Source organism: Magnetospirillum sp. ME-1 (genome assembly GCF_002105535.1).
In the GTDB taxonomy this organism is placed as follows: Bacteria; Pseudomonadota; Alphaproteobacteria; order Rhodospirillales; family Magnetospirillaceae; genus Phaeospirillum.
In genome coordinates this window covers 87,619-111,900 of the sequence record NZ_CP015848.1, presented here as the reverse complement: position 1 = coordinate 111,900, position 24,282 = coordinate 87,619, and the positions used below count along the sequence as shown (strand labels likewise).

Genomic DNA, 24,282 nt, shown 5'->3' with positions numbered 1-24,282 from the left:
TGTCCGCCCGCGTCATCCCGAGCGAATGCGAGGGATCTCATCCTGGAGCGATGTTGCCATTTCGGAAACGCCGCGCCAGACGGAGATCCCTCGGCCGTGCCTCGGGATGACAGGCTGAGATGCCATGACCGCCCCCACCCTGATCTTCGGCTGGGGCAATCCATCCCGGGGCGACGACGCCCTGGGGCCGGCCCTGCTGGACGCCATCGAGGCCCTGCGCGCCAGCCATCCCCAGTGGGGGGAGGTGGACCTGCTGACCGATTTCCAGCTGCAGGTGGAGCATGCCCTCGATCTGGAGGGGCGAAGGCGGGTGCTGTTCGTCGATGCCTCCGCCTCCGCCGGAGACGCGCCGTTCCGGGCCGAAGCCATCCAGCCTGCCCGGGATTCGTCGTTCACCAGCCACGCCTTGTCTCCCCAGGGCGTCATGCATGTCTATGCCGAGATCAAGAAAAGCCCTCCGCCGCCCTGCACCCTGCTGGCCATCGCCGGCGAGGCGTTCGAATTGGGCGAGCCCCTGAGCGCGGCGGCCAGGTCCCATCTGGATGCCGCTCTGGCCTGGACCCAGGCATGGCTGACCACCTCATAGAGCGCGGGTCCACCCGCCGGTAGAGGGCTATTCTTGCGAAACGCGCCAACAGGGGTATTCCACCATGTCCGAGTCCGACCTGATCGTCCGCCTGCAAGGCTTTCCCGCCCCGTCCTGCCGTTGCGGCGATGGCGGCCACGAGCGTAATTGCCTGGCCGGGCTGCTGGCCGAGGCGGCGGCCGAGGTGGGACGCCTCCGGGCCGAGAATTCGCGCCTGTCCTCCATGGCGGTGACCGGGGCGCCGGGGCGCGGCGCCGACCGTCATATCTGGGTGCGCCTGATGTGCTATTACGGCTCGGACGGCGTGTGGAACAGCGACGACGACACCGCCGAGCCGGCGCCGGTGCTGCTGTCGCCCGGCCTCAAATCCGAGATCGTGGCATGGAAGGAATCCGTCGACCGCATCGAGGCGGTGACTCCTGCCGTGATCGAGGCCTTCCAGACCCGGGCGCTGAACATCGCCCGGCGCATCAAGGAAGAGATGCCGGGCTGGCGCGTCGTCTATATCGACCGCACCAAGTCGGGCGCCGACATCCGCAACAAGGATTACTTCGAGCACGAAGTGACGCTGTGAAGGTCGAGCTGCGCGCCGAAGCTCCGGGAAAGCCGGATTTCGGCGCGCCCTGCAACGGCTGCGGCCTGTGCTGCGCGGTGGAGACCTGTCCCCTGGGGCTGGTGCTGTTCCGCCGCCGCTTTGGCCCTTGCCCGGCCCTGGAATGGCGGGACGGGCGCTATGTCTGCGGCGTGCTGGACGCGCCCCAACGCTTCGTTCCGCTGCTGCCCCGGCGGTGGGCGGCGCGGCTGGTGGCGCGCTGGATCGCCGCCGGCAAAGGCTGCGACTGCCGTCATCAGGCCGAATAGAACTTCGACCAGCCGCAGGCCGGGCACGAGCCGATGGCGCCCGCGTCCGATTGCAGGGAATAGCGGACCCGGCTGCCGCAAGACGGGCACGACTTTGGACGGGGCGGCGGAGGCTTGGCGGCCGGCTGCGCCCGGCGCAGCAGCGACTTGATGCGGGCCAGCAATTCCCGGCGGTCGGCGGGCTTGCTTAAGAACTCGTCGGCGCCCAGCTCCAGTCCGTGCAGCTTGTGCTCGAGCCCGCTATGGCTGGTCAGCAGGATGACCCCGACGCCCGAACGTTCCCGCAGCCGGTGAAGCAGGGTGTAGCCGTCCTCGCCCGGCATCTCCACGTCGAGAATCACCAGATCGGCCGGGCCGGCGGCCAGGATCGCCCACATGTCCTCGCCGCCGGCGCAGGGCGTGACTCGGTAGCCTTGGGTGCGAAGCAGGGCCTCGAGAATCGATCTGGTGGTGGAATCGTCGTCCACCACCAGGATGTGGGCGGTCTTCATGATGGAACGGAAGGTTTCCTCTAGTCGTCGCGGTTCTTCTTTCCCCGCCCCGGATTGTCCTGGGCGCCGCGGCCGTCGCGGCGATGCTCGTAGGAATTGCCCGGGCCGTCGCGGCCGTCGCGCCAGTCGCGGTCGTCTCGGCGGTCCCGACGGTCCCGGTCCCGGTCCCGATCGCGATCATCGCGCCTGTCCCGGTCACGGTCCCTGGCATCGCGCCGGTCCCGGTCGTCGCGGCGATCCCTGTCGCGATAGTCGCGATCACGGTCATCCCGGCGATCCCGGTCCCGGTCGCGGACATCACGATCACGGTCGCGGTCATCGCGTCGCGGCGCGGCCTTATCAACCGTATCGCGGACCGCCTGCCCGGCGGCATCGGTGGCGGCGTCCTTGAGGACGGTTCCCAGCCCGCCGCCATCGGCGGCCGAGGCCTGGCCGGCGGCCACACCCAGCATCAGGGGAACCAGCAAAACCCAGGCTTTCATGAACACCTCCTTCTTGCAAACCAGGACCAAAGCCTAGGATAAATCCCCCGATCGGTATAGGAGCTAATCCACAGATGCCACGTCGCCCCGGGCGATGGTCAGCGCCTTGATCAGGGCATGGACCCGCATGCCCGGCACCAGATTGAGCTGGGCCTGGGCCAGGGCGGTGATCTGCACCCACAGGCGGGTGGCGCCGCAGGCCAGGACCACGTCCACCAGGAAGGCATCGGCGGCGGCCACCGAGACCACGCTGGCCGGCAGCACGTTGCGGATGCTGACCCGGTCCGGCGGTTCGATGGCGATGGCCACGTCGCGGGCATGGATGCGCACGCGCACACGCGCACCCACCGGCAGTTCCGAGCGTCCGACGATCAGGGTGCCGCCGTCGAAGGCCAGCCGGCTGATGCCATAGCCGGCATCATGGCTGGCGATCACCCCGGAGATCACGGCGCCCGCCTCGTAGCGGCCGGTGAGCGGCCGCAGGCCCGGATCGCCCATCAGGGATTCCAGCGGCCCGGACGCGGCGACCTTACCGCCGTCCATCAGCACCAGGGTGTCGGCGAGGCGGATCACCTCGTCCATGGAGTGGCTGACATAGAGGATGGGAATATTGAAGCGCCGGGCCAGTTGGGCGATGAAGGGCAGCAGTTCGGCCTTGCGCGACGGATCCAGGGCGGCCAGCGGCTCGTCCATCAGCAGGATGCGGGGGCTGGCCAGCAGGGCGCGGCCGATGGCGACGCGCTGCTTCTCGCCCCCCGACAGCCTGGCGGGGCGGCGGTCCAGCAGATGAGCGATGCCCAGCAGATCCACCACCGTGTCGAAGGACTGGGTGCGCTCGGCCGCCGGCAGCAGCTTCTGGCCGAATTCCAGGTTGCCCCGCACCGAGAGATGGGGAAACAGCCGGTGCTCCTGGAAGACATAGCCCAGGCGCCGCGCCTCGGGCGCCAGGTCGATGCCGGCCTGAGCATCGAACAGCACGCGGCCGTCGATGCTGATCACGCCGTCGTCGGGCCGCGACAATCCGGCCACCATGTTGATCACCGAGGTCTTGCCCGAGCCCGAGCGCCCATACAGCGCCGTCACCCCCGGCCCGGCCGACAGGCGGACGTCGAGGTGGAAATCGCCCTGGCGGCGGCGGACGTCGAGATCCAGCACGGGCGCCTTATCCCTTCATCCGGGCCTGGACGCGGCGCGCCAGGAATTCCGAGGCCAGCAGGGCGGCGAAGGCCACCACCACCGAGATGACGCACAGCCGCAACGCCGCCTCGTCGCCGCCCGGCACCTGGGTCAGGGCATAGAGCGCGATGGGCAGGGTGCGGGTCTCGCCGGGGATGTTGGAGACGAAGGTGATGGTGGCGCCGAATTCCGACAGCGACCGGGCGAAGGCCAGGATCACCCCCGTCAGCAGGCCGGGCGCCACCAGGGGCAGGGTCACCGACCAGAAGGTGCGGATGGGGCCGCAGCCGAGCGTCCTGGCCGCCTGCTCCAGTCCCCGGTCGACGCCTTCCAGCGCCAGGCGGATGGCGCGGACCATCAGCGGGAACGAGATCACCGCCGAGGCCACCGCCGCCCCCTTCCAGGTGAAGGCGATGGTGATGCCGAACCAGTCGTAGAGCCAGCCTCCCACCACGCCCCTGCGGCCCAGCACCACCAGCAGGCCATAGCCCACCACCACGGGGGGCAGCACCAGCGGCAGATGGATGATGCCGTCCACCAGGGTCTTGCCGGGAAAATCGAGGCGGGCCAGGACCCAGGCGCAGCCCACCCCGAGGGGAAGCGACGCCGCCACCGCCCAGAACGACACCAGCAGAGACAGGCGCAGCGCCTCGGTCTCGAGCGGCGTCAGGGTGAACATTCCGGTCTCCATCCCTTCAATTGCGGGGAGGAGACTAAGACATCACGCATCCAGCGGATAGACAAGCCGTTCCGGCATTTCGTGGAAGCCGAAATTGTTCTTGCCCGATCCCTTGACATTGTACATGGCCCGGTCGGCGAGGCGGATCAGCATGGCGGCGTCGTCGGCGTCGTCGGGGAAGACGGCGACGCCGACGCTGGCCTGGACATTGGCGTCATTGCCGTCCAGTTCGAAGGGCTCGGCCAGGCGCGAGACCACCTTGGCCGCCACGTTGCCGATCTCGTTGCGTCCCTCCACGTCGTGGAGGATCACCGTGAACTCGTCGCCCGACAGGCGCGCCACCGTGTCCGACGAACGCACCGACAGCAACAGCCGGGCCGCCGCCTCCTGCAGCAGCAGATCGCCCACCGCGTGGCCGAAGCTGTCGTTGACCTTCTTGAAGCCGTCGAGATCGATGAACAGCAGGGCGAAACGGGTCTTGTCGCGCTTGGACGCCTTGACCGCCTGGCCCAGGCGGTCGAGGAACAGCGAGCGGTTGGGCAGGCCGGTCAGGGCGTCGAAATTGGCCTGGCGCCACACCTGTTCCTCGTCCTCCTTGCGCGCCGTGATGTCGCTGAAGATGCCCAGCATGTGGGACACCTCGCCGAAGGCGTCGCGGACCGTGGCGATGGACAGCCACTCGATGAACACCTCGCCGGTGCGGCGCCGGTTCCACACCTCGCCCTGCCATTGGCCGGAATCCAGGATGGAGCGCCACATGTCGCGGTAGAAGTCGTTGTCGTGGCGGCCCGACTTCAGGATGTTGGGCTTCTTGCCGATGGCCTCGTCCAGGCTGAACCCGGTGATGCGGGTAAAGGCGGTGTTGACCGCCTCGATGGTGCCGTCGGGGCCGGTGATCATGATGCCCTCGTTGGCGGTCTCCACCACCTTGGCGGCCAGTTGCAGCCGCTCTTCCGAGGTCTTGCGCTCGGTGATGTCGTAGACCCAGGCGAGGTTGACCGGCTCGGTCCCGAACAGGGATTCGCGGATGGTGAGCAGCGTCCAGAACGGCGCGCCGTCCGAGCGGCGGAACTGCACCTCGGCGTGATCGACGCTGCCGTGGCGCTTCATGTAATTGATCACCGTGGCGCGCTGCTGGTCGTCCACATAGTAGTCGCGGGCCTTGGAGCCGACGACCTTGGCGCGCGGCACGCCGATCAGATCGCAGAAGGTGTGGTTGGCGAAGACGATCACCCCGTCGCGCTTGCGCGATATGGAAACGCCGATGGGGCTGTCCTCGAGCACGCCGGCCAGACCGGCGGGGTCGAGCTCAGTCATGGCCGCAACCGAGAATCACGATGACGCATGGTCTCCCCCCTTATTCGGCTCCCCCCGGAGCCTCGGACTCTCGCCCGATGGGTATGCTCATCCCGAACCTGCGATAATATAGGGTGAGTCGGGGGCTGAAACCTATACGCAATATTCACGGGCGGCGTTTCCGGTTGACCGGGCGCCAAGACGGGGCATAGTCGAAGTCTTCGGTAAACCTTTGGGAACACGGCGCATGTTGACCTATGCCCTGGTCGCCTTGGGAAGCGCCATCGGCGGCACGCTGCGCTACTGGCTGGCGGCGGTGATTTCCAATGCCGGCGCCGGCACCTTTCCCTGGGGCACCCTGGTGGTCAACGTCACCGGCTCGGCGGCTATCGGCCTGTTCGCCACCCTGACCGCCGCCGAGGGCCGTCTCTACGTGCCCAGCGAATGGCGCACCTTCTTCATGGTGGGGATCTGCGGCGGCTACACCACCTTTTCGTCGTTCAGCCTGCAGACCCTGGCCCTGGCCGAGGGCGGCGAGTGGCTGGCCGCCGGGCTGAACGTCGTGGGATCGGTGGCGCTGTGCCTGCTGGCCGTCTGGCTGGGCCATGCGGCGGCCATGATCCTGAACCGGTAGGAGACGACGCCATGCGCATTCCCAAGGACGCCACCCTGCTCAGGATCTTCGTGGGCGAGCGGGCCCGCTACGACGGCAAGCCCCTGTTCGAGGCCATCGTTCTCGAGGCCCGCCAAAGCAATCTGGCCGGCGCCACGGTGCTGCGCGGCCCGCTGGGTTTCGGCCATTCCTCGCGCCTGCAAAGCGCCAAGGTCCTCGCCCTGTCCGAGGACCTGCCGGTGGTGATCGAGATCGTCGATGCCCCGGACAAGATCGACGCTTTCCTTCCCATCCTCGACGTCATGATGCGCGACACCGGCCTGATCACGCTGGAGCGGATTCAGGTCCTGCGCTATGGCCCCAGCCCATCCGCATAGGCAAAACCCAGCCTGCTCAGGACGTCACACCTCGATTCGGAATGATTCCATAGGGTAGCTGGACAAATTCGCCCATGGGTATAAGCTGAATGTCCTATGGGAAGGGGCCGGCGTCGGATAATGGCCGATGCGGCGGCCCCGTCGGGCATCGGGGGATGCGCATGAAGAAAGTCCTGGTCGCTGTCGGCGTCCTGATCGTCCTGATCATCGGCGCCCTGATCGCTCTTCCCGCTCTGATACCGGCCGACCGCATCCAGAGCGAGGTGGTCGCCGGCGTCAAGTCCGCCACCGGGCGCGACCTGTCCATCCAGGGCAAGGTGTCGGTGTCGGTGTTCCCCTCGCTGTCGGTGCAGGTGGGCAACGTCGCCCTGGCCAATCCGCCCGGCTTCACCACCAAGGACCTGATCCGCCTGGGCGCCGTGGATGTGCGGCTCAAGCTGATGCCGCTGCTGGGCGGCAAGGTCGAGGTGGACAGCTTCGTCCTGGTCGATCCGGTGATCACGCTGGAGACCGACCGCCAGGGCAAGGGCAACTGGGTGTTCGACACCCCGCCCGGCGACAAGCCCGCCGCCGCCAAACCGGCGGACAAGGCGTCGGATAAGCCGGCGGCTGCTCCCTCGGGGCCCAGCGACATCCGTCTGGGCGACGTGCGCATCACCGGCGGCAAGCTGACCCAGATCGACGGCAAGACCGGCGCAAAGCAGGAGGTGAGCGACATCAACCTCCAGGTGGCGCTGAAAAGCCTGTCCGAGCCGCTGTCGGCCAAGGGCAGCCTGGTGTGGAACGCCAAGAAGATCGAACTCACCCTGGGAGTGGTCAGCCTGAAGGCCCTGATGGACGGTCAAAGCAGCGCGCTCGACATCGCCGTCGCCTCGGAACCGGTCAAGCTGGGGCTCAAGGGCAACGCCAAGGGCGGCGCCGCTCCCGGCGTCGACGGCACCCTCGACCTCAACGTGCCGTCCATCCGCAATCTGGCCGCCTGGGCCGGTTCGCCCATCACCATGGCCGGCAACGGCCTGGGGCCGCTGGCCATCAGCGGCAAGCTGGCCGCGGCACCCGGCCAGATCGCCTTCACCCAGGCCAGCATCGCCATCGACGCCATCAAGGCCAAGGGCGACGTCACCGTCAACACCAGCGGCTCCAGGCCCAACATCAAGGGTCGGCTGGACGTGGACATGCTGGACGTCAACCCCTACCTGCCGCCGGAAGGCGCATCACCTAAGGGCGGCGACGGCAAGGCGGCGGCGGGCGGCGGCGGGGCGCAGCCGGCCAAGGCGCAGCAGGGCTGGAGCGACGATCCCATCGACGCCTCGGGCCTCAAGGCCGCCGATTTGGACTTCTCGCTCACCTGCGCCGGTATTCTGGTCAAGAAGATCAAGGTGGGCAAAAGCGCGCTGCGGCTGGTGATCAAGGACGGCAGGCTGGCCGCCGATCTCTCCGAACTGGCGCTCTACCAGGGCGCCGGCAAGGGCCGCGTGGCCCTGGACGGCTCGCAGCCCGGCGTGGGCCTGGACGCCGCGTTCCAGCTGAAGGGCCTGCAGGCCGAGCCCTTCCTCACCGACGCCGCCGATACCGACCGTCTGTCGGGCACCGGCAATTTCGACGTGGCGGTGACGGGCCAGGGCAAGACCCAGCGCCAGATCGTCTCGTCGCTGAACGGCAAGGGGGCTCTCACCTTCCTCAACGGCGCCATCAAGGGCATCAATCTCGCCGCCATGGCGCGCAACGTCGCCACCGCCTTCACCGGCGGTTCGGCCAGTGCCGAGAAGACCGATTTCGCCGAGCTGGGCGGCACCTTCACCATCGTCAAGGGCATCCTCACCAACAATGATCTGGCCTTGAAGTCGCCGCTGCTGCGCGTCGAGGGCAAGGGCACCGTCGATCTGCCCCAGCGCAGCGTCAATTACCGCATCGATCCCAAGGTGGTCGCCAGCCTGGAAGGCCAGGGCGGCGGCAATGCGGCGGGGATCGTGGTGCCCATTCTGGTCACCGGACCCTGGGACAATCTCAGCTATCGCCCCGATCTGGAAGCCCTGCTGAAGCAGAACGCCCAGAACGTGGGCAAGGCCGTGGAAAGCCTGATTCCCGGCACCGGCGGCGGCAAGGCCCCCGCCGAAGGACTGAACCCGTTGAAGCTTTTCGGACGCTGATTTTCTTGTCGAACCAATCAATGAATCCATCGGAGATGAAGACCATGAAGTTCCTGCATCTGGCCGCCGCCATCGGCATGACCGCCCTGCTGGGCGCCTGCGCCACCCCCTGGGAAGTGGCCGAGGTCAACGAGATCCTCGAGGCGCCGGCACCCACCGCCGGCTCGCCCTTCACCAAGGCGCTGTTCACCGAGTACAAGGCCTATGCCAAGCACGAGGCCACCGTCGAGTACGAGTGGGATCACGCCGCCGTCTTCGCCCGCAAGGGTCTGAAGGCCGCGACCGGCGCTTCGGTCGATCCCGAGGTGACCGCCGATTGGTCCCTGATGCCCGACCGCGTCAAGGAACTGGACGCCGCCCGCGCCCGTCTGGTGGGCTATTTCGGCAACGGCGCCCGCGAGCGCGTGCCGGCCGCCGCCGCCAAGGCCCAGGTGATGTTCGACTGCTGGATCGAGGAAGAGGCCGAGGGCGACACCAATTCCGATTGCCGCGCCGCCTTCCTGAAGGTCGAGCCCGAGCTGCAGGTCAAGGCCGCCATGCCCGCCAAGAAGATCGTCAAGACCTTCATCGTCTATTTCGACTTCAACAAGTCGAACCTGACCAAGGAGGCCATGAAGGTCCTGAAGGAAGTCGAGGCCGCCGCCAACGAGATCAAGCCCAGCAGCATCTACGTCGCCGGTCACACCGACACCGTCGGCAAGGCCGGGTATAACGAGGGGCTGTCCAAGGCCCGCGCCGCCGCGGTCGAAAAGCAGCTGGCCAAGCAGGGCATCAAGTCCATCGACGCCAAGTCGTTCGGCTTCACCAAGCTGGCCGTGCCCACCAAGGCCAACACCAAGGAAGCCAAGAACCGCCGCGTCGAGATCTACTTCGAGAAGTAAGACCAAACCGCGGTGAGCGTGACTCATCGCGGTTCGGTTAGGCCCAAGGCCCCCTTCCCGGTCGGGAAGGGGGCCTTTTTCTTGGGGAGATCGGCAAAAGAAAACGCGAAGGGACTCGTCCCTTCGCGCATCCCTTCGAATTATGGACTCAGCAGCTGAACAGCACCGGAATGCTGGCGTGCGCCAGGATGTGCCGCGTGCCGGCGCCGGCCTTGCCCGAGAAGGACAGCGAGCGGCCGGGATGGCCGCCGATGACCAGCAGGTCGGCGTCGATGTCGTAGGCCCGCGACAGCAGCGAATCCATGACGCCCAGGCCTTCGGTGTTGACCCGCTCGCCCGAGACGGGAAGACCGTGGACGCGCAGGTGGTCGATGATGTCCACCTGGGGCAGGGTCTTGTCCATGGGCGAGAAGCCGCGCACCGAGGCGACCAGCACCTGTTCGGCACCGTCGATCAGGGGCAGGCAGTCATGCAGGGCGCGGGCGGCCTGCTTGGCCGAGCGCCAGCCGATCACCACCTGCTTGCCCAGCGGCCGGTGCTTGTATTCCACCGGCACCACCAGCACGGGGCGGCCGGAATTGAGGATGATCTGCTCGACCATGGTCTCGGGCACGTTCTTGCCGTAGGCGGCGGGCTGGGAGACGATCACCAGGTCCACATAGTGGCTGCAGAACACCGCCTCGCCCAACAGGTCGTTCTCGGCGCCGTGGATGATCTGCCACCAGCGGGTGTCGAGGCCGGCGGTGGCCGCCTCGAAGGTCTTGCGGGCGGCGTCGGCCTGGGCCAGCAGGGTATTGCTGGGATGCCGGGCGACCATGGCGGTAGGGCTGACCTCCTTGCGGGCGAACAGGCCGGTCAGCCGGGCGCCGAAGCGCTTGGCCTGGGCCACCGCCAGGGCGAGAGATCCGCTGTCGACCTTGTCGCCGTCCAAATGGACGAGAATGTCCTTGATGTTCATAGCCCCCACCCTGTTTGTCCGGTCCGTTGATTTCGCCGGTCACGATAGTTCACCCCCAGGCGGGGCGGGCGTCAAGTAAAATTACGCAATTCGGTATTGGAATGCGCATTACTGTCCCTCAATCGCCGGGCGCCGCCGGTGGCGGCTTGGCTCCCGCGCCATAAGGCGCGCGGCCCCTTGGGCCTAGCCTGGGCTTGGTAAGCCCAGGTCGCACCCTTCCAACGCCGCCCGCATGTGCTCGGGCACCGGGGCTTCGGCGGCGATGGGGGGCTTTCCCGCCTCCAGCGGCAGGACGATGGCGCGCGAATGCAGCATCAGGCGATCACCGGCCAGGGTACCGGTGCCGCGGCCATAGATGGAATCGCCCACCAGGGGATGGCCGATGGCGGCGCAATGGGCGCGGATCTGGTGGGTGCGCCCCGTGAGCGGCTTGCATTCCAGCCAACTGAGCCGCCCGTCGCTGCCCAGCAGCCGCCATTGGGTGGCCGATGGAAGGCCGGTGCGGTCCACCTCCATGCGCCAGCCGAACTTCTTTTCCCGCTTTTTCAGGGCGTAGTCGATGGTGCCGGACTCTTCGCGCGGGCGTCCCACCACCACCGCCCAATAGGTCTTGTCCACCAGACCCTTGGCGAACAGGCTGCCCAGTGCCGCCAGGGCCTTGCGCGAGCGTCCCAGGACCAGGCAACCCGAGGTCTCGCGGTCCAGCCGGTGGGCCAGTTCCGGCGGGCGGCGCAGGCCGAGGCGCAGGCTGTCGAGATAAAGCCCCAGATGCTCGCCCCCCTTGGGGCCGGCATGCACGGCCAGTCCGGCCGGCTTGTCGATGATCAGCACCTCGGCGTCGCGGTAGAGCAGGCGGGTGGAAAGGTCCAGGCTCACTCGGCGGGGGCTCCTTCGGGCAGGCCCTGCGGCTGGGTGCGGCGCTCGGCGGCGACGAAGGTGTAGATCACCGGCAGCACGAACAGGGTGAAGGCGGTGCCGATGGTCATGCCGGCGACGATCACCACGGCGATGGAGAAGCGCGACGCCGCCCCGGCGCCGGAGGCGAACAGCAGCGGGATCAGGCCCGCCACCATGGCCGCCGTGGTCATCAGGATGGGGCGCAGGCGCAGTCCGGCGGCGACCATCACCGCTTGGGCGCGGTTGAGGCCTTCCGCTTCCTGGCGTTCACGTGCCACCTCGCAGATCAGGATGCCGTGCTTGGTGATCAGGCCGATCAGGGTGACCAGGCCCACCTGGGTGTAGATGTTCATGCTGGCCACGCCCAATGCCAGGGGGATCAGGGCGCCGCAGATGGACAGCGGCACCGAGACCATGATCACCAGCGGATCGCGGAAGCTTTCGAACTGGGCGGCCAGCACCAGGAAGATGATGATCAGGGCGAAGACGAAGGTCATGGCCAGCGCGTTGCCCTCCTGCACGTATTGCCGCGACTGGCCGGCGTAATCCACCGTGGTGCCCTGGGGCAGCAACTCGTCGGCGAGGCCGCGCAGCAGCTCCAGCGCCTGGCCCAGCGTCACGCCGGGCATGGGGAAGGCCTGGATGGTCACCGCGTTCAGCTGGTTGAACTGGTTGAGCGAGACGGGCCGCACCGAGGCCCCCAGGCTGACCAGGGACGACAGCGGCACCGCCGCGCCCGACGACGAGCGCACGTGGTAGCGGCCCAGTTGGGCGGGGTCCAGGCGGAATTCGCGCGGGACCTGGGGGATGACCTGATAGGACCGGCCCTGCAGGTTGACCAGATTGACGTAATTGCCCCCCGTCATGGTGCCCAGCGCGTCGCCGATCTGCTGCATGGAGATGCCGTAGGCCGCCGCCTTGTCGCGGTCGATGATCACCTGGGTCTGGGGGCTTTCGATCTTCAGGTCGGCGTCGATGAAGGCGAACATGCCGGACGCTTGTGCCCGCTTCATCAGCTCGCCCTGAATCTCGTCGAGCTGCTGGTAATCGGCGATGGAGGACAGCACGAACTGCACCGGCAGGCCGTCGACACCGGGCAAAGGCGGCGGCGGGAAGACCGAGGCCTTGACGCCCGACACCTCGTTCAGGGCCTGCTGGATGGCGGCGGTCAGCGCCTTGGCCGAGAGCTTGCGGTCCTCCCAAGGTGTGAGCACCGCGCCGCCGAAGCCCTGGCTGATGGCGCCCATGCCGTTGATCAGGAAGGTCTCGTTGGTCTCGGGGAAGGCCTTCAGCCTGGTGGAGATCTGGTGCGAGAAGGCTTCCATGAAGTCGGTATTGGCCGAGGCCGGGCCGTTATAGGCGGTGAACACCACGCCCTGGTCCTCTTCCGGCGCCAGCTCGGTGGGTACCGCCAGGAACAGGAAGGGCAGCGAGCCCAGCACGATCAGGGCAAAGACCAGGGTGGTGGGTCGGTCGGCCAGCGACGCGCCCAGCCATTGCTCGTACTTGGCCCGCACCCGGTCGAAGGTGCGGTCGATGAGCGCGGTCAGACCCTTCTTGTCGTCGTCGTGCTTTAAGATCTTCGAGCACATCATGGGCGACAGCGTCAGGGCGATGACCCCCGACACCACCACCGAACCGGCCAGGGTCAGGGCGAATTCCTTGAACAGGGAACCGGTCAGCCCGCCCATGAAGGCGATGGGGGCATAGACGGCGGCCAGCGTGATGGTCATGGAGATGACCGGCCCGCTGATTTCCCGCGTGCCCACCAGGGCGGCCTTGAAGGGCGTAAGCCCCTCCTCGATGTGGCGGTGGACGTTTTCCACCACCACGATGGCGTCGTCCACCACCAGCCCGATGGCCAGCACCATGGCCAGCAGGGTCAAGAGGTTGATGGAGAAGCCGAGCGACAGCAGCAGCACCGCCACGCCGATCAGGGACAGCGGCACGGTGACCACCGGGATCACCACCGAACGCACCGAGCCCATGAAGAAGAAGATCACCACCATGACGATGATGGCGGCCTCGGCGATGGTCTTGGCCACCTCGGTGATGGCGGCGTCGATGAACAGGGTGGAATCGTAGGCGATCTTGGCGGTGAGCCCCGGCGGCAGCTGGGCCTGGAGCGCGGGCAGCGCCTCTTCGCGCACCTGGCGGATCACCGACAGGGGATTGGCTTCCGGCGTGGTGTAGATGCCGACGAAGATGGCCCGCTCGTCGCCGGCGAACACGCTCATGTCGTCGTTTTCCGGCCCCAGCTCGACCCCGGCCACCTCGCCGAGGCGCACCAGGCGCGAGCCGTCATGCTTGACCACCAACTGGCGGAACTCCTCGACGCTTTTCAGATCGGTGGTGGCCTGGGTGTTGACCACGTCGTAGGCGCCCTTGGTGGAGCCCGACGCCGAGGTGAAATTGTTGCTGACCAGCGCAGTCTTCAGGTCGTCCGGCCCCATGCCGTGCTGGGCCAGCTTTTCGGGGTCCAGCCAGACGCGCATGGAGAATTTCTGCCCGCCGTAGAGCTCGGGATTGGCGACGCCGGGCACGGCGGCCAGCTTGGGTTGCACCACCCGCATGACGTAATCGGTGATCTGCTGCTGGCTCAAACGGTCCGACGAGAAGGCGAGATAGGCCGAGGCGAAGCTTTGCCCCGTCTCCTTCTTGATGATGGAATCGTTGATGCCCTTGGGCAGCAGGCTTTTGACCTCGGCCACCTTGCTCATGACGCCGGTCATGGCGGTTTCGGGGTCGTCGTTGAGGCGGATGAAGGCCTTGATCTCGCTCAACCCCTGGATGGAGCGCGACGTCAGGTAGTTGATGCCCTCGGCGGTGGCCACCGCCTTTTGCAAGGGCTGGGTGACGAAGCCCTGGATCATGTCGGCGTCGGCGCCGGGAAAGGTGGTGGTGATGGTGATGACCGTGTTGGTCATCTCGGGATACTGGCGCACCGGCAGGCTCATCAGGGCGCGCAGGCCGATGAACAGGATCAGCAGGCTGACCACCGCGGCCAGAACCGGCCGCTTGATGAAGATGTCGAACATCACTGCACCGTCCCGGCCGCCGCCGTCTTCAAGGGATCGGCGGCCGCCACGCTGACCAGGGAACCGTGCTCCAGCTTGACCTGGCCCGAGGTCACCACGGTGTCGCCGGCGGCGATTCCCGACTTGATGACCACCAGACCGTCCTTGCGCTCGCCGACGCTGACCACGGCGCGCTCGGCCTTGGCCACCGTCTTGCCGTCGGCTCCGGCTTCTTGCCTGACCACGAACACCGCGTCGCCGTGCAGATTGTAGGCCACCGCCGAGGCGGGAACCGTCACCACCGGCGCGCCGGCGGGGCGCTCGATCTCGATGCGGGCGAACATGCCGGGGCGCAGGCGGCCCTCGGAATTGGGGAAGCGGGCCTGGACCGAGACCATGCCGGTCTTGGCGTCCACCAGCGGCTCGATGGCCGCCACCTGGCCCTCGAAGGTGACGCCCGGCCAGGCGTCGGTGGTCATGCGCACGGGTTGGCCGACGCCCAGCAGCGACAGCTCCTTCTGCGACACGGTGAAGTCGCACAGCATCAGGGACAGGTCCTGCAGGTTGACCACCATCTGGCCCGGCTGGACGTACTGGCCCAGATCGATCTTGCGCACGCCCAGGCGGCCGTCGAAGGGGGCGGTGATGGTCTTCTTGGCGATCTGGGCCTGCAGCCCCGCCACCTTGGCCTGTTTGACCTTCAACTCGGCCTCGGCCTTTTCCAGCGCCGCGACGCTGACCGTGGCGGATTTCAGCAGCGCCGCGCTGCGGTCGTAGCTGGTGCGCGCCAGGACCAGTTCGGCCTGGGCGCTTCGAAGGTCGCCCATCTCCACGTCGGTGTCCAACTGGACCAGCACGGCGCCCTTCCTGATCTCCTGGCCGGATTCGAAGGCGATGGACTTGACCAGCCCGGACACCGAACCGGAGATGTCGACGCCGTTGACCGCCTGCAGCGTGCCCACCGCCGGCACCACGTTGCGCCAGTCGGTCAGGCTGGCCTTGGCCACCGTCACCGCCACCACCGGCTTGGGCATGGTGGCGAAGAACTGCTTGATCATGTGGTTCTTGAAGGCGACGAAGCCGAACACGCCTCCGAACACGACAGCGGAGCCCGCCAGCATGATGATCATCCGTTTGGCTTTCATGGCGAGGCTCCGTTACTTCAAAAGGTCGAGGGCGTGCCGCTTGAGGCGCTCGGCGCCCTCGGCATCGCTGAGGTTGATGCCCATCAGGCGCTGGAAATAGACGCCGTCCATGGCGGTGCAGATCAGCCCGGCCCGCTCCAGGTCGGGGCTGTCGCTTTGAATGCGCTCCATCCAGCGGTCGTACATGGCCTGGATGGGGGCGACGAGGTCGGAATTGACGGTGACGGCGGCGAGCAGCGCGCCGCCCACCGGGTCGAAGGCCGGGCCGTTGGGGTCGAAGCAGGCATGCACCAGGGTCCGCGCCCAGCGGTACGGCCCCTCGGGCTGGCGTTCGTAATGTTCGCGGTTGAGCTGGTCGCACTGGTCGATCAGGCGCTGGACCATGCCGCGGATCAGGTCGTCCTTGCTCTTGAAGTGATAGAGCACGCCGCCCTTGCTGACCCCCGCCTCCTTGGCGGCGGCGTCCAGGGTCAGCTTGGTGACGCCCTGGTCGCGCACGATGGTCATGGCGGAATCGATGATGCGCTCGCGGGTGCTCATGCGGCTCTGGTCCCTTACTGTACCGGCTGGACGGTATAGGAAACTGAACCGCTGAGTCTAGTTGTACCGACGCATAGGGGGAATGCGGCCGGTTCTATTCCGTTTGGGAATTATGGAAATAAGGGAGGCTACTGCGCCGGGCGCGCCTGTCCGGCCGGCGGCGGCTTGGGCTTGGCCGGCTGGGCGGCGGCGGGCGGCTTGGGCGGCTGGGCGCCCGGCTTGGGCGCGGCGCCGGGGGGATGGGCGCCGGGGGCGGGTTCCTCGGTCCAGCGCATGGGGCAAAGACCGGCATCGCGGCTGTGCCAGTCCTTGATCAGGGTGGAGCGCAACTCCTCGGTGGGGCGGCCCTTGGCGTCGCGGGTGGTGCGGCGCAGATAGACGTTGACCGAGGGGAAGTGGTTGCTGTCGAAGCGCAACCCGCCGCGCACCGATGCGAATTCGGCCCGCCTGAGCGCGTTGCGCAAAGCGTCGCGGTCGCCGGTCCGTCCGCCGGTGGCGCGCAAGGCGGCGTCCAGCATCTGGGCGGTGTCGTAGCCATGGGCCACCCAGCCGGTGACCGGGCGGCCGTATTCCAGTTCGAAATCGGTGATCAAACGCTTGCCCAGCGGGGTGTCGAGGTCGGGGCTCCACGGCGCCACGTTGAGCACGTCCATGCCCGCCTCGGTCATGGCGGGCAGCATGGGGCGCTCCCAGCCCTGCCAGATGCCGATCATGGGCAGGTCGGCCTTGAGCCCGGCGGCGGCGAATTCACGGGTGAAGGCCAATCCCATGCCGCCGGTCAGCAGGTTAACCACCGCGTCGGGGGCGGTCTGGCGCAGGCTAGCCATCTCGTCGGTGAAGCGGGTGCTGCCGTGGCGGGGGCGCAGGACCTCGACCACCTCGCCCGGCCAGGCGCGGCGGATGGTGGCGACCGCCTGGTCGGTGGCCGGCGCGTCGGTGCCGATGACCACCACCCGGCGCATCTTCTCGGCCGACAGATGGGCACCGATGGCCTCGTGGATGGCCTGGGCCGGGGTGGCGATCTGGAAGAACCACGGCGAGCAGCCGGCCCCGGCCAGGCTGGCGGGCGCGGCATCCAGGTTCAGCACGAAGGCGCGGGATTCGGTCAGCGTCCGGACCATGGCCGACATGGCGGGCAGGGTTACCGCCGTGACCACGAAGTCGACCTTCTCGCGCTCCAGGAGCTTGCGGGCCACCGCCAGGGCGTTGTCGGGTGAGCCTCTGTCGTCCTGGACGACGACGCGCACCTCCTGATTGGCGAAGCGGCCGCCCAGGTGGCGCATGGCGGTGGAAAAGCCGTCGACGCTGTCCTGGCCGACCATGGCGCCCGGACCCGACAGGGTGGCGATGATGGCGACCACGATGGTGGGATTGGACACGCCGGTGGCGGCCGGCAGGCCGAAGGCGGCGGAGGGCGCCATCAGGGAGAGGGCGAGGAGGGCGGCGCGGATGCGGTGCATCAGGGCCTCAGACGTTCGGCCACCCGCTCGAAGCCTTCCACCTTGCCCAACGGCCCGATGGCGGCAAAGGTGGGTTGGCCGGCGAACAGGCGGCGCGCCACCCTTGCGCAATCAAGGGCGGTGATGGCTTCGACCTTCTCGACCACCTCGGCCACCGGGACGGGGCGGCCGTAGATCACCACCTGCCGGGCCAGTTGTTCGCAGCGCGACGTGGTGCTTTCCAGGCTCATCAGGATCGAGGCCTTGAGCTGGGCGCGGGCGCGCTGCACCTCGGCCTCGTTGACGCCGCCGGTCACCTTGACGATTTCGTCGCACATGACGGGAATCAGCTCCGCCACCTCGTCCTCGCCGGTGCCGGCATAGACGCCGAACAGGCCGCCGTCGTTGTAGGACGAGGCAAAGGAATAGATGGAATAGACCAGCCCGCGCTTTTCGCGCACTTCCTGGAACAGCCGGCTCGACATGCCACCGCCCAGCAGGGTGGACAGCACCGAGGCGGCGTAATAGTCGGGGTCGTCATAGGCGACGCCGTCGAAGCCCACCACCACGTGGACCTGCTCCAGCTCGCTGCGCTCCTCGCGGAAGTCGCCGCCCACATAGCGGGCCACGTCGGTGACCGCCGCCTGATGGGGCGGCAGCTGCGAGAACGCCGCGCCCGCCGCGGCCACCAGATGGTCGTGGTCGATGCGGCCCGAGGCCGACAGCACCATGCGCGGCGCCGAGTAATTGCCCCGCAGATAGCCCATCACCTGATCGCGGCTCATGGCGCGCACCAGTTCCTCGCTGCCCAGCACCGGCCGGCCCAGGGGCTGGTCGGGATAGGCGGTGGCCTGGAAATGGTCGAAGATGATGTCGTCGGGGGTGTCGATGGCCTGGTTGATCTCCTGGACCACCACCGCCTGCTCGCGGGCCAGTTCCTCGGCCTCCAGCGTCGAGTGCTGCAAGATGTCGGCGATGATGTCCAGCGCCAGGGCGGAATCCTCCTTCAGCACCTTGGCGTAATAGGCGGTGTGGTCGCGGGCGGTATAGGCGTTGAGATGGCCGCCCACCGCGTCCATCTCCTCGGCGATGTCGAGAGCCGAGCGCCGCGCCGTGCCCTTGAAGGCCATGTGCTCGAGCAGGTGGCTGACGCCGTTGATCTCCACCGGCTCGTGCCGCGTGCCGGCATCGACCCAGACGCCCAGCGACACCGTCTCCACCGTGTCCATGGGATCGGTGACGATCTTCAGACCGGAGTTAAGTCGGGTCTCCCTGATCTCGCTCATGCGTTTTCCCGGCGGGCGAAGGCCCGCACATACTGCTTCAACAGGTCGGCATCGTTGCCCAGACGGTCAAGGCGTTCGGTGCGCGAGAACAGATCGGCCATGTGGGGCGGCAGGCCGGGGCGCGCGCCCGTGGCCTTCTCCACCGCGTCGGGGAACTTGGCGGGATGGGCGGTGGCCAGCGCCACCATGGTGCAATCCTTGGCCTGGTGGCCCTTGAGCGCGGCGGCGACGCCGATCACCGAATGGGGGTCCAGCGTCTCGCCCGTCGAGCGCTTGAGCGAGCGCATGGCGGCCAGGGTCGCCTCGTCGTCCAGGCGGTAGGCTTCGAACACCTCGCGCATGGAATTCCACGCCCCCTGGGGCATGACCATGGCGCCGTTCTTGCGGAAGTCTTCCATCAGCTTGGCCACGGCGGCGCCGTCGCCGCCCAGGCTGAGGAACATCAGCCGCTCGAAATTGGACGAGACCTGAATGTCCATGCTGGGCGACAGGGTGGGGACCACGCCGTCGGTCTTCATGACGCCGCCTTCGAAGAAGCGGGTCAGGATGTCGTTGGTGTTGGACCCCACGATCAGCTTGTCCACCGGCAGGCCCATCAGCCTGGCGCCATAACCGGCGAAGACGTTGCCGAAATTGCCGGTGGGCACCGAGAAGCTCATGGGCACATCGGGGGCGCCCAGCGCCACCCCGGCGGCGAAGTAATAGACGATCTGGGCCATGACGCGGGCCCAGTTGATGGAGTTCACCGCCGACAGGTTCATCTCGTCGCGGAACGACGCGTCGTTGAACAGCGCCTTCACCAGGTCCTGGCAATCGTCGAAGGTGCCGTCCACGGCCACGTTGCGCACGTTGGACGACAGCACGGTGGTCATCTGGCGGCGCTGCACCTCGGACACCCGCCCATGGGGGTGCAGGATGACGATGTCCACCGCCGCGCGATCGCGGCAGGCCTCGATGGCGGCCGAGCCGGTATCGCCCGAGGTGGCGCCCACGATGGTGACCTTCTGGCCCTTCTTCTTCAGCACATGGTCGAACAGGCGGCCGACCAGCTGCAGGGCGTAGTCCTTGAAGGCCAGGGTCGGGCCGTGGAACAGCTCCATGACCCACTGGTTGTGGCCCAGCTGCTTCAACGGCGCCACCGCCGGATGGGTGAACGAGCCATAGGATTCGGCGCACAGCCTGGACAGTTCGGTGTCGGACAGGCAGCCCTCGACGAAGGGGCGCATGACGCGCGCCGCCAGCTCGGCATAGGACAGGCCGCGCATGGCGCGGATCTCGGCGGGCGAAAAGACCGGCCAGCTTTCCGGCAGATACAGGCCGCCGTCACGGGCCAGACCGGCCAGCAGGACATCGTCGAAATCAAGGACCGGCGCGGTGCCGCGGGTGCTCACATACTTCAAGGGACAGCCTCATCCTGGGCGAAATGCAAAAGCGGAATACACTAGCGGCAGGGCGCGGCCGGAGCAAGCGCGGCGCGGCCAGCCAGGGTAGTCCGGCGGTGCAAAGGGATAATCCCCAACTTTCCCGTTGATACGGGATTTACCTGACCATACCCTGCGCATAGACACAATTTGCTACATTTCGTTTCTAGATGTGGGGGGCGGTGTGAGTGGCGTGACGGTGGGCCGCGGCAGTGAGGATTCCGTCCGGCGGGGCGGCAATGGATTGCGCGACGCGGTGGTCCGCCTGTTGTTGCATGTGCCGCTCAACGTGCTGCTGGTGGGCGGTACCGTCTTTGCCGTGGTGGTGGCCGAACTGGTGGCCGCCTCGGTCAGCCTGGCGATGATCGGCCATGTTCCCGATGTCGTCTGGGTGGGAGCCTTTTTCGCGCCCCTGGTGGTGGCGCCGGTGGAACTGGTGGCGCTGGTGGCGTTGATCGGACGCATGCGCGACGAGATCGGGCGCCGGCATCAGGCGGAGCGCCACCTTCTCGAGGATGTCGCCTGCCGCCGTCAGGTGGAGACGGAACTGCGCGCCAATGAAGAGAAGCTGCGCGCCATGTTCGAGAAATCGCCGCTGGGCATGGCGCGCAACACCCTGGACGGCGCCTTCCTCGAGGCCAACCCCGCTTTCCTCGGCATCATCGGCTATGATCTGGAGGAGTTGCGGGGGTTGAGCTACTGGGACCTTACCCCCATGCGTTTCGCCGAGGCCGAGGCCTGCCAGCTGGAGCGGCTGGAAACGGTCGGGCATTACGGTCCCTACGAAAAGGAATACATCCGCAAGGACGGCACGCGGGTGCCGGTCCGCCTGTCGGGGATGCTGGCCACCGGCAGTGACGGCGAGAGCTTCATCTGGTCCATCGTCGAGGACATCACCGAATTCCAGACGGCGGAGCGGGCGTTGATCGCCAAGGGCGAGGAACTGGCCCGCTCCAACGCCGATCTGGAACAATTCGCCTTCATCGCCTCTCACGACCTGCGCGAGCCGTTGCGCATGGTCAGCGCCTATATGGGCCTGCTGGAGCGCCGCTTCGGCCCGGTGATCGGCGACGAGGGGGCGCAATACGTGGCCTATGCCAAGGAAGGCGCCCAGCGCATGGACCGGCTGGTGCTGGACCTGCTGGAGTACTCGCGGGTCGGCCGGATGGAAGAGGCGCTGGAGCTGGTCAGCCTGGACCGGGTTCTGGACGGCGTTCTCGCCGACCTTTCCCCCGCCATGGGCGAATGCGGCGCGCGGATCGAGCGGCCGCTTCCCTTGCCCACATTGCCGGCCATCCCGGGCGAGATGGCGCAGCTGCTTCAGAATCTGATCGGCAATTCCCTGAAATACCGCGAGCCGTCGCGTTCCCCGGTGATCCGGGTCACCGCCCGCCGGGACGGGACCCAATGGGTGGTGGAGGTCGGCGACAACGGCATCGGCATCGCGCCCGAATACCGCGAGCGCATCTTCCGCATCTTCCAGCGGCTGCACACCCGCGACCGCTTCGAAGGCACCGGCATCGGCCTGGCCATCTGCAAGCGCATCGTCGAGCGGCACGGCGGCCGCATCTGGGTGGATTCGGTGGTGGGCGAAGGCGCGGTGTTCAGCTTCACCCTGCCGGTGTGACCCCCTCTCCCGCAAGCGGGAGAGGGGGAAACGGACGCACGGCCGGAAAGGCTTCTACTTCTTGCCCTTGCCCTTGGCGGCGGGGGCGAGGTCGGCACCCAGGCTTTGCCACAGCTGGGTCATGATCTCCATGTTCCGCTGCACCACCGCCTGCAGGATGGCCGGCTGGGCGGTGACGAATTGCTGCGGGTCGCGGATGGCGGCCAACTGCTGGAAGGCCTTGGCGTTGTTCTCGGTGATCTCGCGGGCCGCCTCGAAATTGGCGCGCTGGAACTCGGCCACCTTGCCCAGGAAGGACGCCGGATCGGCGCTGAAGGCCTCGAACATCTTGGGGTCGAACGTGGGGAACATCGGGGCCTCCTCCTATCGGTGATACCCCTGAACTCTGTCACGTTTCCAAGGAATCGGCAACGGAGGGCGGAGGTGGGTTATTCCGCTCCCACCAGCTCGGTGGCCAGGCGCTGCTGCAGGGTCTGGGCCTCCTGCTGGCGGCGCCACATGGCGGCGTAGCGCCCGTCGGCCGCCAGCAACTGGGCGTGGCGGCCCCGTTCGACGATGCGGCCCGCTTCCAGCACCACGATCTCGTCGGCATCGACCACGGTGGACAGGCGGTGGGCGACGATCAGGGTGGTGCGGTCCTTGGAGACCTCGCGCAAGCTCTCCTGGATTTCCTTTTCCGTCTGGGTGTCCAGCGCGCTGGTGGCCTCGTCGAAGATCAGGATGGATGGACGCTTCAGGATGGTGCGCGCGATGGCGACCCGCTGCTTCTCGCCGCCCGACAGCTTCAGCCCGCGCTCGCCCACCCTGGTGTCGTAGCCCTGGGGCAGGCTTTGCACGAAATCGTGGATGCGGGCCAGCCGCGCCGCCTCCTCGATCTCGTCCTGGGTGGCACCGGGGCGGCCATAGGCGATGTTGTAGCGGATGGTGTCGTTGAACAGCACGGTGTCCTGGGGAACGATGCCGATGGCGGCGCGCAAGCTGCCTTGCGTCACGTCGCGGATGTCCTGGCCGTCGATGAGGATGCGGCCCTCGTTCACGTCGTAGAAGCGGAACAGCAGGCGGGAAATGGTGCTCTTGCCCGCCCCCGACGGCCCGACGATGGCCAGGGTATGGCCGGCGGGAACGGCGAAGTCCACCCCGCCCAGGATCTGGCGGTCGGGATTGTAGCCGAAGGCGACATTCTCGAAGCGCACCTCGCCCCCCGAAAGCGCCAGGGGGGCGGCGCCGGGCGAATCCTCGATCTCGGCGTTTTCCTTCAGCAGCCGGAACATGGATTCCATGTCGGTCAGCGACTGCTTGATCTCGCGGTAGACGAAGCCCAGGAAGTTGAGCGGCAGGTACAGCTGGATCAGATAGGCGTTGACCAGCACGAAGTCGCCCAGCGTCATGGTGCCGTCGGCCACCCCCTGGGCGGCGCGGATCATCACCAGGGTCAGGCCGACGGCGATGACCGCGCCCTGGCCCATGTTGAGCAGCGACAGGGTGACCTTGCTCTTGCTGGCGGCCTGTTCATAGCGGGCCAGGGCCTTGTCGTAGCGCCCGGCCTCGTGGGCCTCGTTGCAGAAGTATTTCACCGTCTCGAAGTTGAGCAGCGAATCGATGGCCTTGGTCGAGGCCTCGGAATCCGTCTCGTTCATGGCGCGGCGGAACTTGGTCCGCCACTCGGTGACGCCCAGGGTGAAGGCGATGTAGACGGCGATGGTGGCGGCGGTGATCAGCGCGAACACCCCGTCATAGAGGCTCCACAGGATGGCGGTGACCAGCCCGATCTCCAAGAGGGTGGGCAGGATGTTGAACAGCATGAAGTTCAACAGGAATTCGATGCCCTTGGTGCCGCGCTCGATGGCCCTGGACACGCCGCCGGTCTGGCGGTCCAGGTGAAAGCGCAGGCCCAAGCGGTGCAGATGGGTGAACACGCCGAGGCCCACCTTGCGGATGGCCCGCTGCGCCACCTTGACGAAGACGATGTCGCGCAGTTCGGCGAAGCTGCCGCCCATGACGCGGGCGGCGCCATAGGCCACCAGCAGGGCCAGCGGCACGATCGCCACCGAGGCCGACAGGGCATCCACCGCCTGCTTGTAAAGCAGCGGCACGCCGACGCCCACTCCCTTGGCCGCCACCAGCAGGATCATGGCCGCCACCACGCGCAGCCGCAACTCCGGCTCGCCCGGCGGCCACAGATAGGGGAACAGCGTGCGGAGCGTGGTCCAGTCGGCGGCCGGCCCCTGGCCGCGCCCCTTGTCCCACGAGGAGGGATCGCGTCGTCTCATCCCCACAAGATGAGGGCGCAAGCGCCCGGCCGCAACCTTGGTTTGGAATTCATGGAAGGAAGCTAAAGGTTCATCGGCGGTTCATGTTCA

General features: G+C 67.4%; 23 protein-coding genes. 8 read left to right on the top strand and 15 right to left on the bottom strand.

The window, feature by feature from the left end; translation table 11 throughout:
* Window positions 1–124 precede the first annotated feature (124 nt).
* The 3 genes from WV31_RS00495 to WV31_RS00485 all read left to right on the top strand — a co-directional run bounded on the left by WV31_RS00495 (window position 125) and on the right by WV31_RS00485 (window position 1,447).
* On the top strand, window positions 125–586 hold the full coding sequence (locus WV31_RS00495; protein WP_085371852.1) for a hydrogenase maturation protease: 462 nt from the start codon (window positions 125–127) through the stop codon (window positions 584–586).
* A gap of 64 nt (window positions 587–650) precedes the next feature.
* A complete protein-coding gene (locus tag WV31_RS00490) occupies window positions 651–1,160 on the top strand; it encodes a hypothetical protein (RefSeq protein WP_085371851.1) in 510 nt (169 codons plus the stop codon).
* The gene (locus tag WV31_RS00485) at window positions 1,157–1,447 is read left to right on the top strand and encodes a hypothetical protein (protein WP_085371850.1); all 291 of its coding nucleotides are present in this window, start codon (window positions 1,157–1,159) and stop codon (window positions 1,445–1,447) included. The genes WV31_RS00490 and WV31_RS00485 overlap by 4 nt, the downstream gene beginning before the upstream one ends.
* On the opposite strand, the gene WV31_RS00480 is transcribed toward WV31_RS00485, so the two are convergent.
* The 5 genes from WV31_RS00480 to WV31_RS00460 form a co-directional block, all read right to left on the bottom strand.
* Window positions 1,435–1,938 (bottom strand): response regulator transcription factor, encoded by a 504-nt coding sequence (locus WV31_RS00480; RefSeq protein WP_085371849.1) that lies wholly within the window; start codon window positions 1,936–1,938, stop codon window positions 1,435–1,437. The two genes, WV31_RS00485 and WV31_RS00480, sit on opposite strands and share 13 nt — an antisense overlap.
* A gap of 20 nt (window positions 1,939–1,958) precedes the next feature.
* Window positions 1,959–2,420: a Prostatic spermine-binding protein precursor gene (locus tag WV31_RS00475; RefSeq protein ID WP_085375399.1), complete on the bottom strand. Its 462-nt coding sequence runs from the start codon at window positions 2,418–2,420 to the stop codon at window positions 1,959–1,961.
* Between the two features lie 63 nt (window positions 2,421–2,483).
* Window positions 2,484–3,575, bottom strand: coding sequence for a molybdenum ABC transporter ATP-binding protein (gene modC, locus WV31_RS00470; protein WP_085371848.1), 1,092 nt, complete (start codon window positions 3,573–3,575; stop codon window positions 2,484–2,486).
* A gap of 7 nt (window positions 3,576–3,582) precedes the next feature.
* Window positions 3,583–4,275, bottom strand: coding sequence for a molybdate ABC transporter permease subunit (gene modB / locus WV31_RS00465; RefSeq protein ID WP_085375398.1), 693 nt, complete (start codon window positions 4,273–4,275; stop codon window positions 3,583–3,585).
* A gap of 42 nt (window positions 4,276–4,317) precedes the next feature.
* The gene (locus WV31_RS00460; RefSeq protein ID WP_085371847.1) at window positions 4,318–5,592 is read right to left on the bottom strand and encodes a diguanylate cyclase domain-containing protein; all 1,275 of its coding nucleotides are present in this window, start codon (window positions 5,590–5,592) and stop codon (window positions 4,318–4,320) included.
* Window positions 5,593–5,821: 229 nt separating this feature from the next.
* Here WV31_RS00460 and crcB point away from each other — a divergent pair, with 229 nt between their 5' ends.
* The 4 genes from crcB to WV31_RS00440 all read left to right on the top strand — a co-directional run bounded on the left by crcB (window position 5,822) and on the right by WV31_RS00440 (window position 9,592).
* A complete protein-coding gene (crcB, locus tag WV31_RS00455) occupies window positions 5,822–6,205 on the top strand; it encodes a fluoride efflux transporter CrcB (RefSeq protein WP_085375397.1) in 384 nt (127 codons plus the stop codon).
* A gap of 11 nt (window positions 6,206–6,216) precedes the next feature.
* A complete protein-coding gene (locus WV31_RS00450; protein WP_085371846.1) occupies window positions 6,217–6,561 on the top strand; it encodes a DUF190 domain-containing protein in 345 nt (114 codons plus the stop codon).
* A 161-nt stretch (window positions 6,562–6,722) separates the two neighbouring features.
* Window positions 6,723–8,711, top strand: a complete 1,989-nt coding sequence (locus WV31_RS00445; protein WP_085375396.1) for an AsmA family protein — start codon at window positions 6,723–6,725, stop codon at window positions 8,709–8,711.
* Window positions 8,712–8,755: 44 nt separating this feature from the next.
* Complete coding sequence (locus WV31_RS00440) at window positions 8,756–9,592, top strand: OmpA family protein (RefSeq protein ID WP_085375395.1); 837 nt, start codon at window positions 8,756–8,758, stop codon at window positions 9,590–9,592.
* A 148-nt stretch (window positions 9,593–9,740) separates the two neighbouring features.
* On the opposite strand, the gene WV31_RS00435 is transcribed toward WV31_RS00440, so the two are convergent.
* From WV31_RS00435 to thrC, 8 genes are all read right to left on the bottom strand, one after another.
* The gene (locus WV31_RS00435; protein ID WP_085371845.1) at window positions 9,741–10,550 is read right to left on the bottom strand and encodes a universal stress protein UspA; all 810 of its coding nucleotides are present in this window, start codon (window positions 10,548–10,550) and stop codon (window positions 9,741–9,743) included.
* Between the two features lie 183 nt (window positions 10,551–10,733).
* Window positions 10,734–11,420 carry an RluA family pseudouridine synthase gene (locus WV31_RS00430; RefSeq protein WP_085375394.1) on the bottom strand — a complete coding sequence of 229 codons (687 nt, stop codon included), beginning with the start codon at window positions 11,418–11,420 and terminating at the stop codon, window positions 10,734–10,736.
* Window positions 11,421–11,422: 2 nt separating this feature from the next.
* Complete coding sequence (locus WV31_RS00425; RefSeq protein WP_085371844.1) at window positions 11,423–14,485, bottom strand: efflux RND transporter permease subunit; 3,063 nt, start codon at window positions 14,483–14,485, stop codon at window positions 11,423–11,425.
* Window positions 14,485–15,609 (bottom strand): efflux RND transporter periplasmic adaptor subunit, encoded by a 1,125-nt coding sequence (locus WV31_RS00420; protein ID WP_085371843.1) that lies wholly within the window; start codon window positions 15,607–15,609, stop codon window positions 14,485–14,487. Before WV31_RS00420 ends, WV31_RS00425 begins: the two co-directional genes overlap by 1 nt.
* 12 nt (window positions 15,610–15,621) lie before the next feature.
* Entirely contained in the window at window positions 15,622–16,149 is a 528-nt protein-coding gene (locus WV31_RS00415; protein ID WP_085371842.1) for a TetR/AcrR family transcriptional regulator, read from the bottom strand.
* A 128-nt stretch (window positions 16,150–16,277) separates the two neighbouring features.
* Complete coding sequence (locus WV31_RS00410) at window positions 16,278–17,609, bottom strand: ABC transporter substrate-binding protein (protein ID WP_085371841.1); 1,332 nt, start codon at window positions 17,607–17,609, stop codon at window positions 16,278–16,280.
* On the bottom strand, window positions 17,609–18,874 hold the full coding sequence (locus WV31_RS00405; RefSeq protein ID WP_085371840.1) for a M16 family metallopeptidase: 1,266 nt from the start codon (window positions 18,872–18,874) through the stop codon (window positions 17,609–17,611). The genes WV31_RS00410 and WV31_RS00405 overlap by 1 nt, the downstream gene beginning before the upstream one ends.
* Window positions 18,871–20,274 carry a threonine synthase gene (thrC, locus tag WV31_RS00400; protein WP_085371839.1) on the bottom strand — a complete coding sequence of 468 codons (1,404 nt, stop codon included), beginning with the start codon at window positions 20,272–20,274 and terminating at the stop codon, window positions 18,871–18,873. Before thrC ends, WV31_RS00405 begins: the two co-directional genes overlap by 4 nt.
* Before the next feature lie 205 nt (window positions 20,275–20,479).
* Between thrC and WV31_RS00395 the strand changes: the two genes are divergently transcribed.
* A complete protein-coding gene (locus WV31_RS00395) occupies window positions 20,480–21,922 on the top strand; it encodes a sensor histidine kinase (RefSeq protein ID WP_237051419.1) in 1,443 nt (480 codons plus the stop codon).
* 54 nt (window positions 21,923–21,976) lie between these two features.
* On the opposite strand, the gene WV31_RS00390 is transcribed toward WV31_RS00395, so the two are convergent.
* Entirely contained in the window at window positions 21,977–22,273 is a 297-nt protein-coding gene (locus WV31_RS00390) for a phasin family protein (RefSeq protein ID WP_085371837.1), read from the bottom strand.
* A gap of 77 nt (window positions 22,274–22,350) precedes the next feature.
* Window positions 22,351–24,192, bottom strand: a complete 1,842-nt coding sequence (locus WV31_RS00385; protein WP_085371836.1) for an ABCB family ABC transporter ATP-binding protein/permease — start codon at window positions 24,190–24,192, stop codon at window positions 22,351–22,353.
* Between the last annotated feature and the right edge of the window lie 90 nt (window positions 24,193–24,282).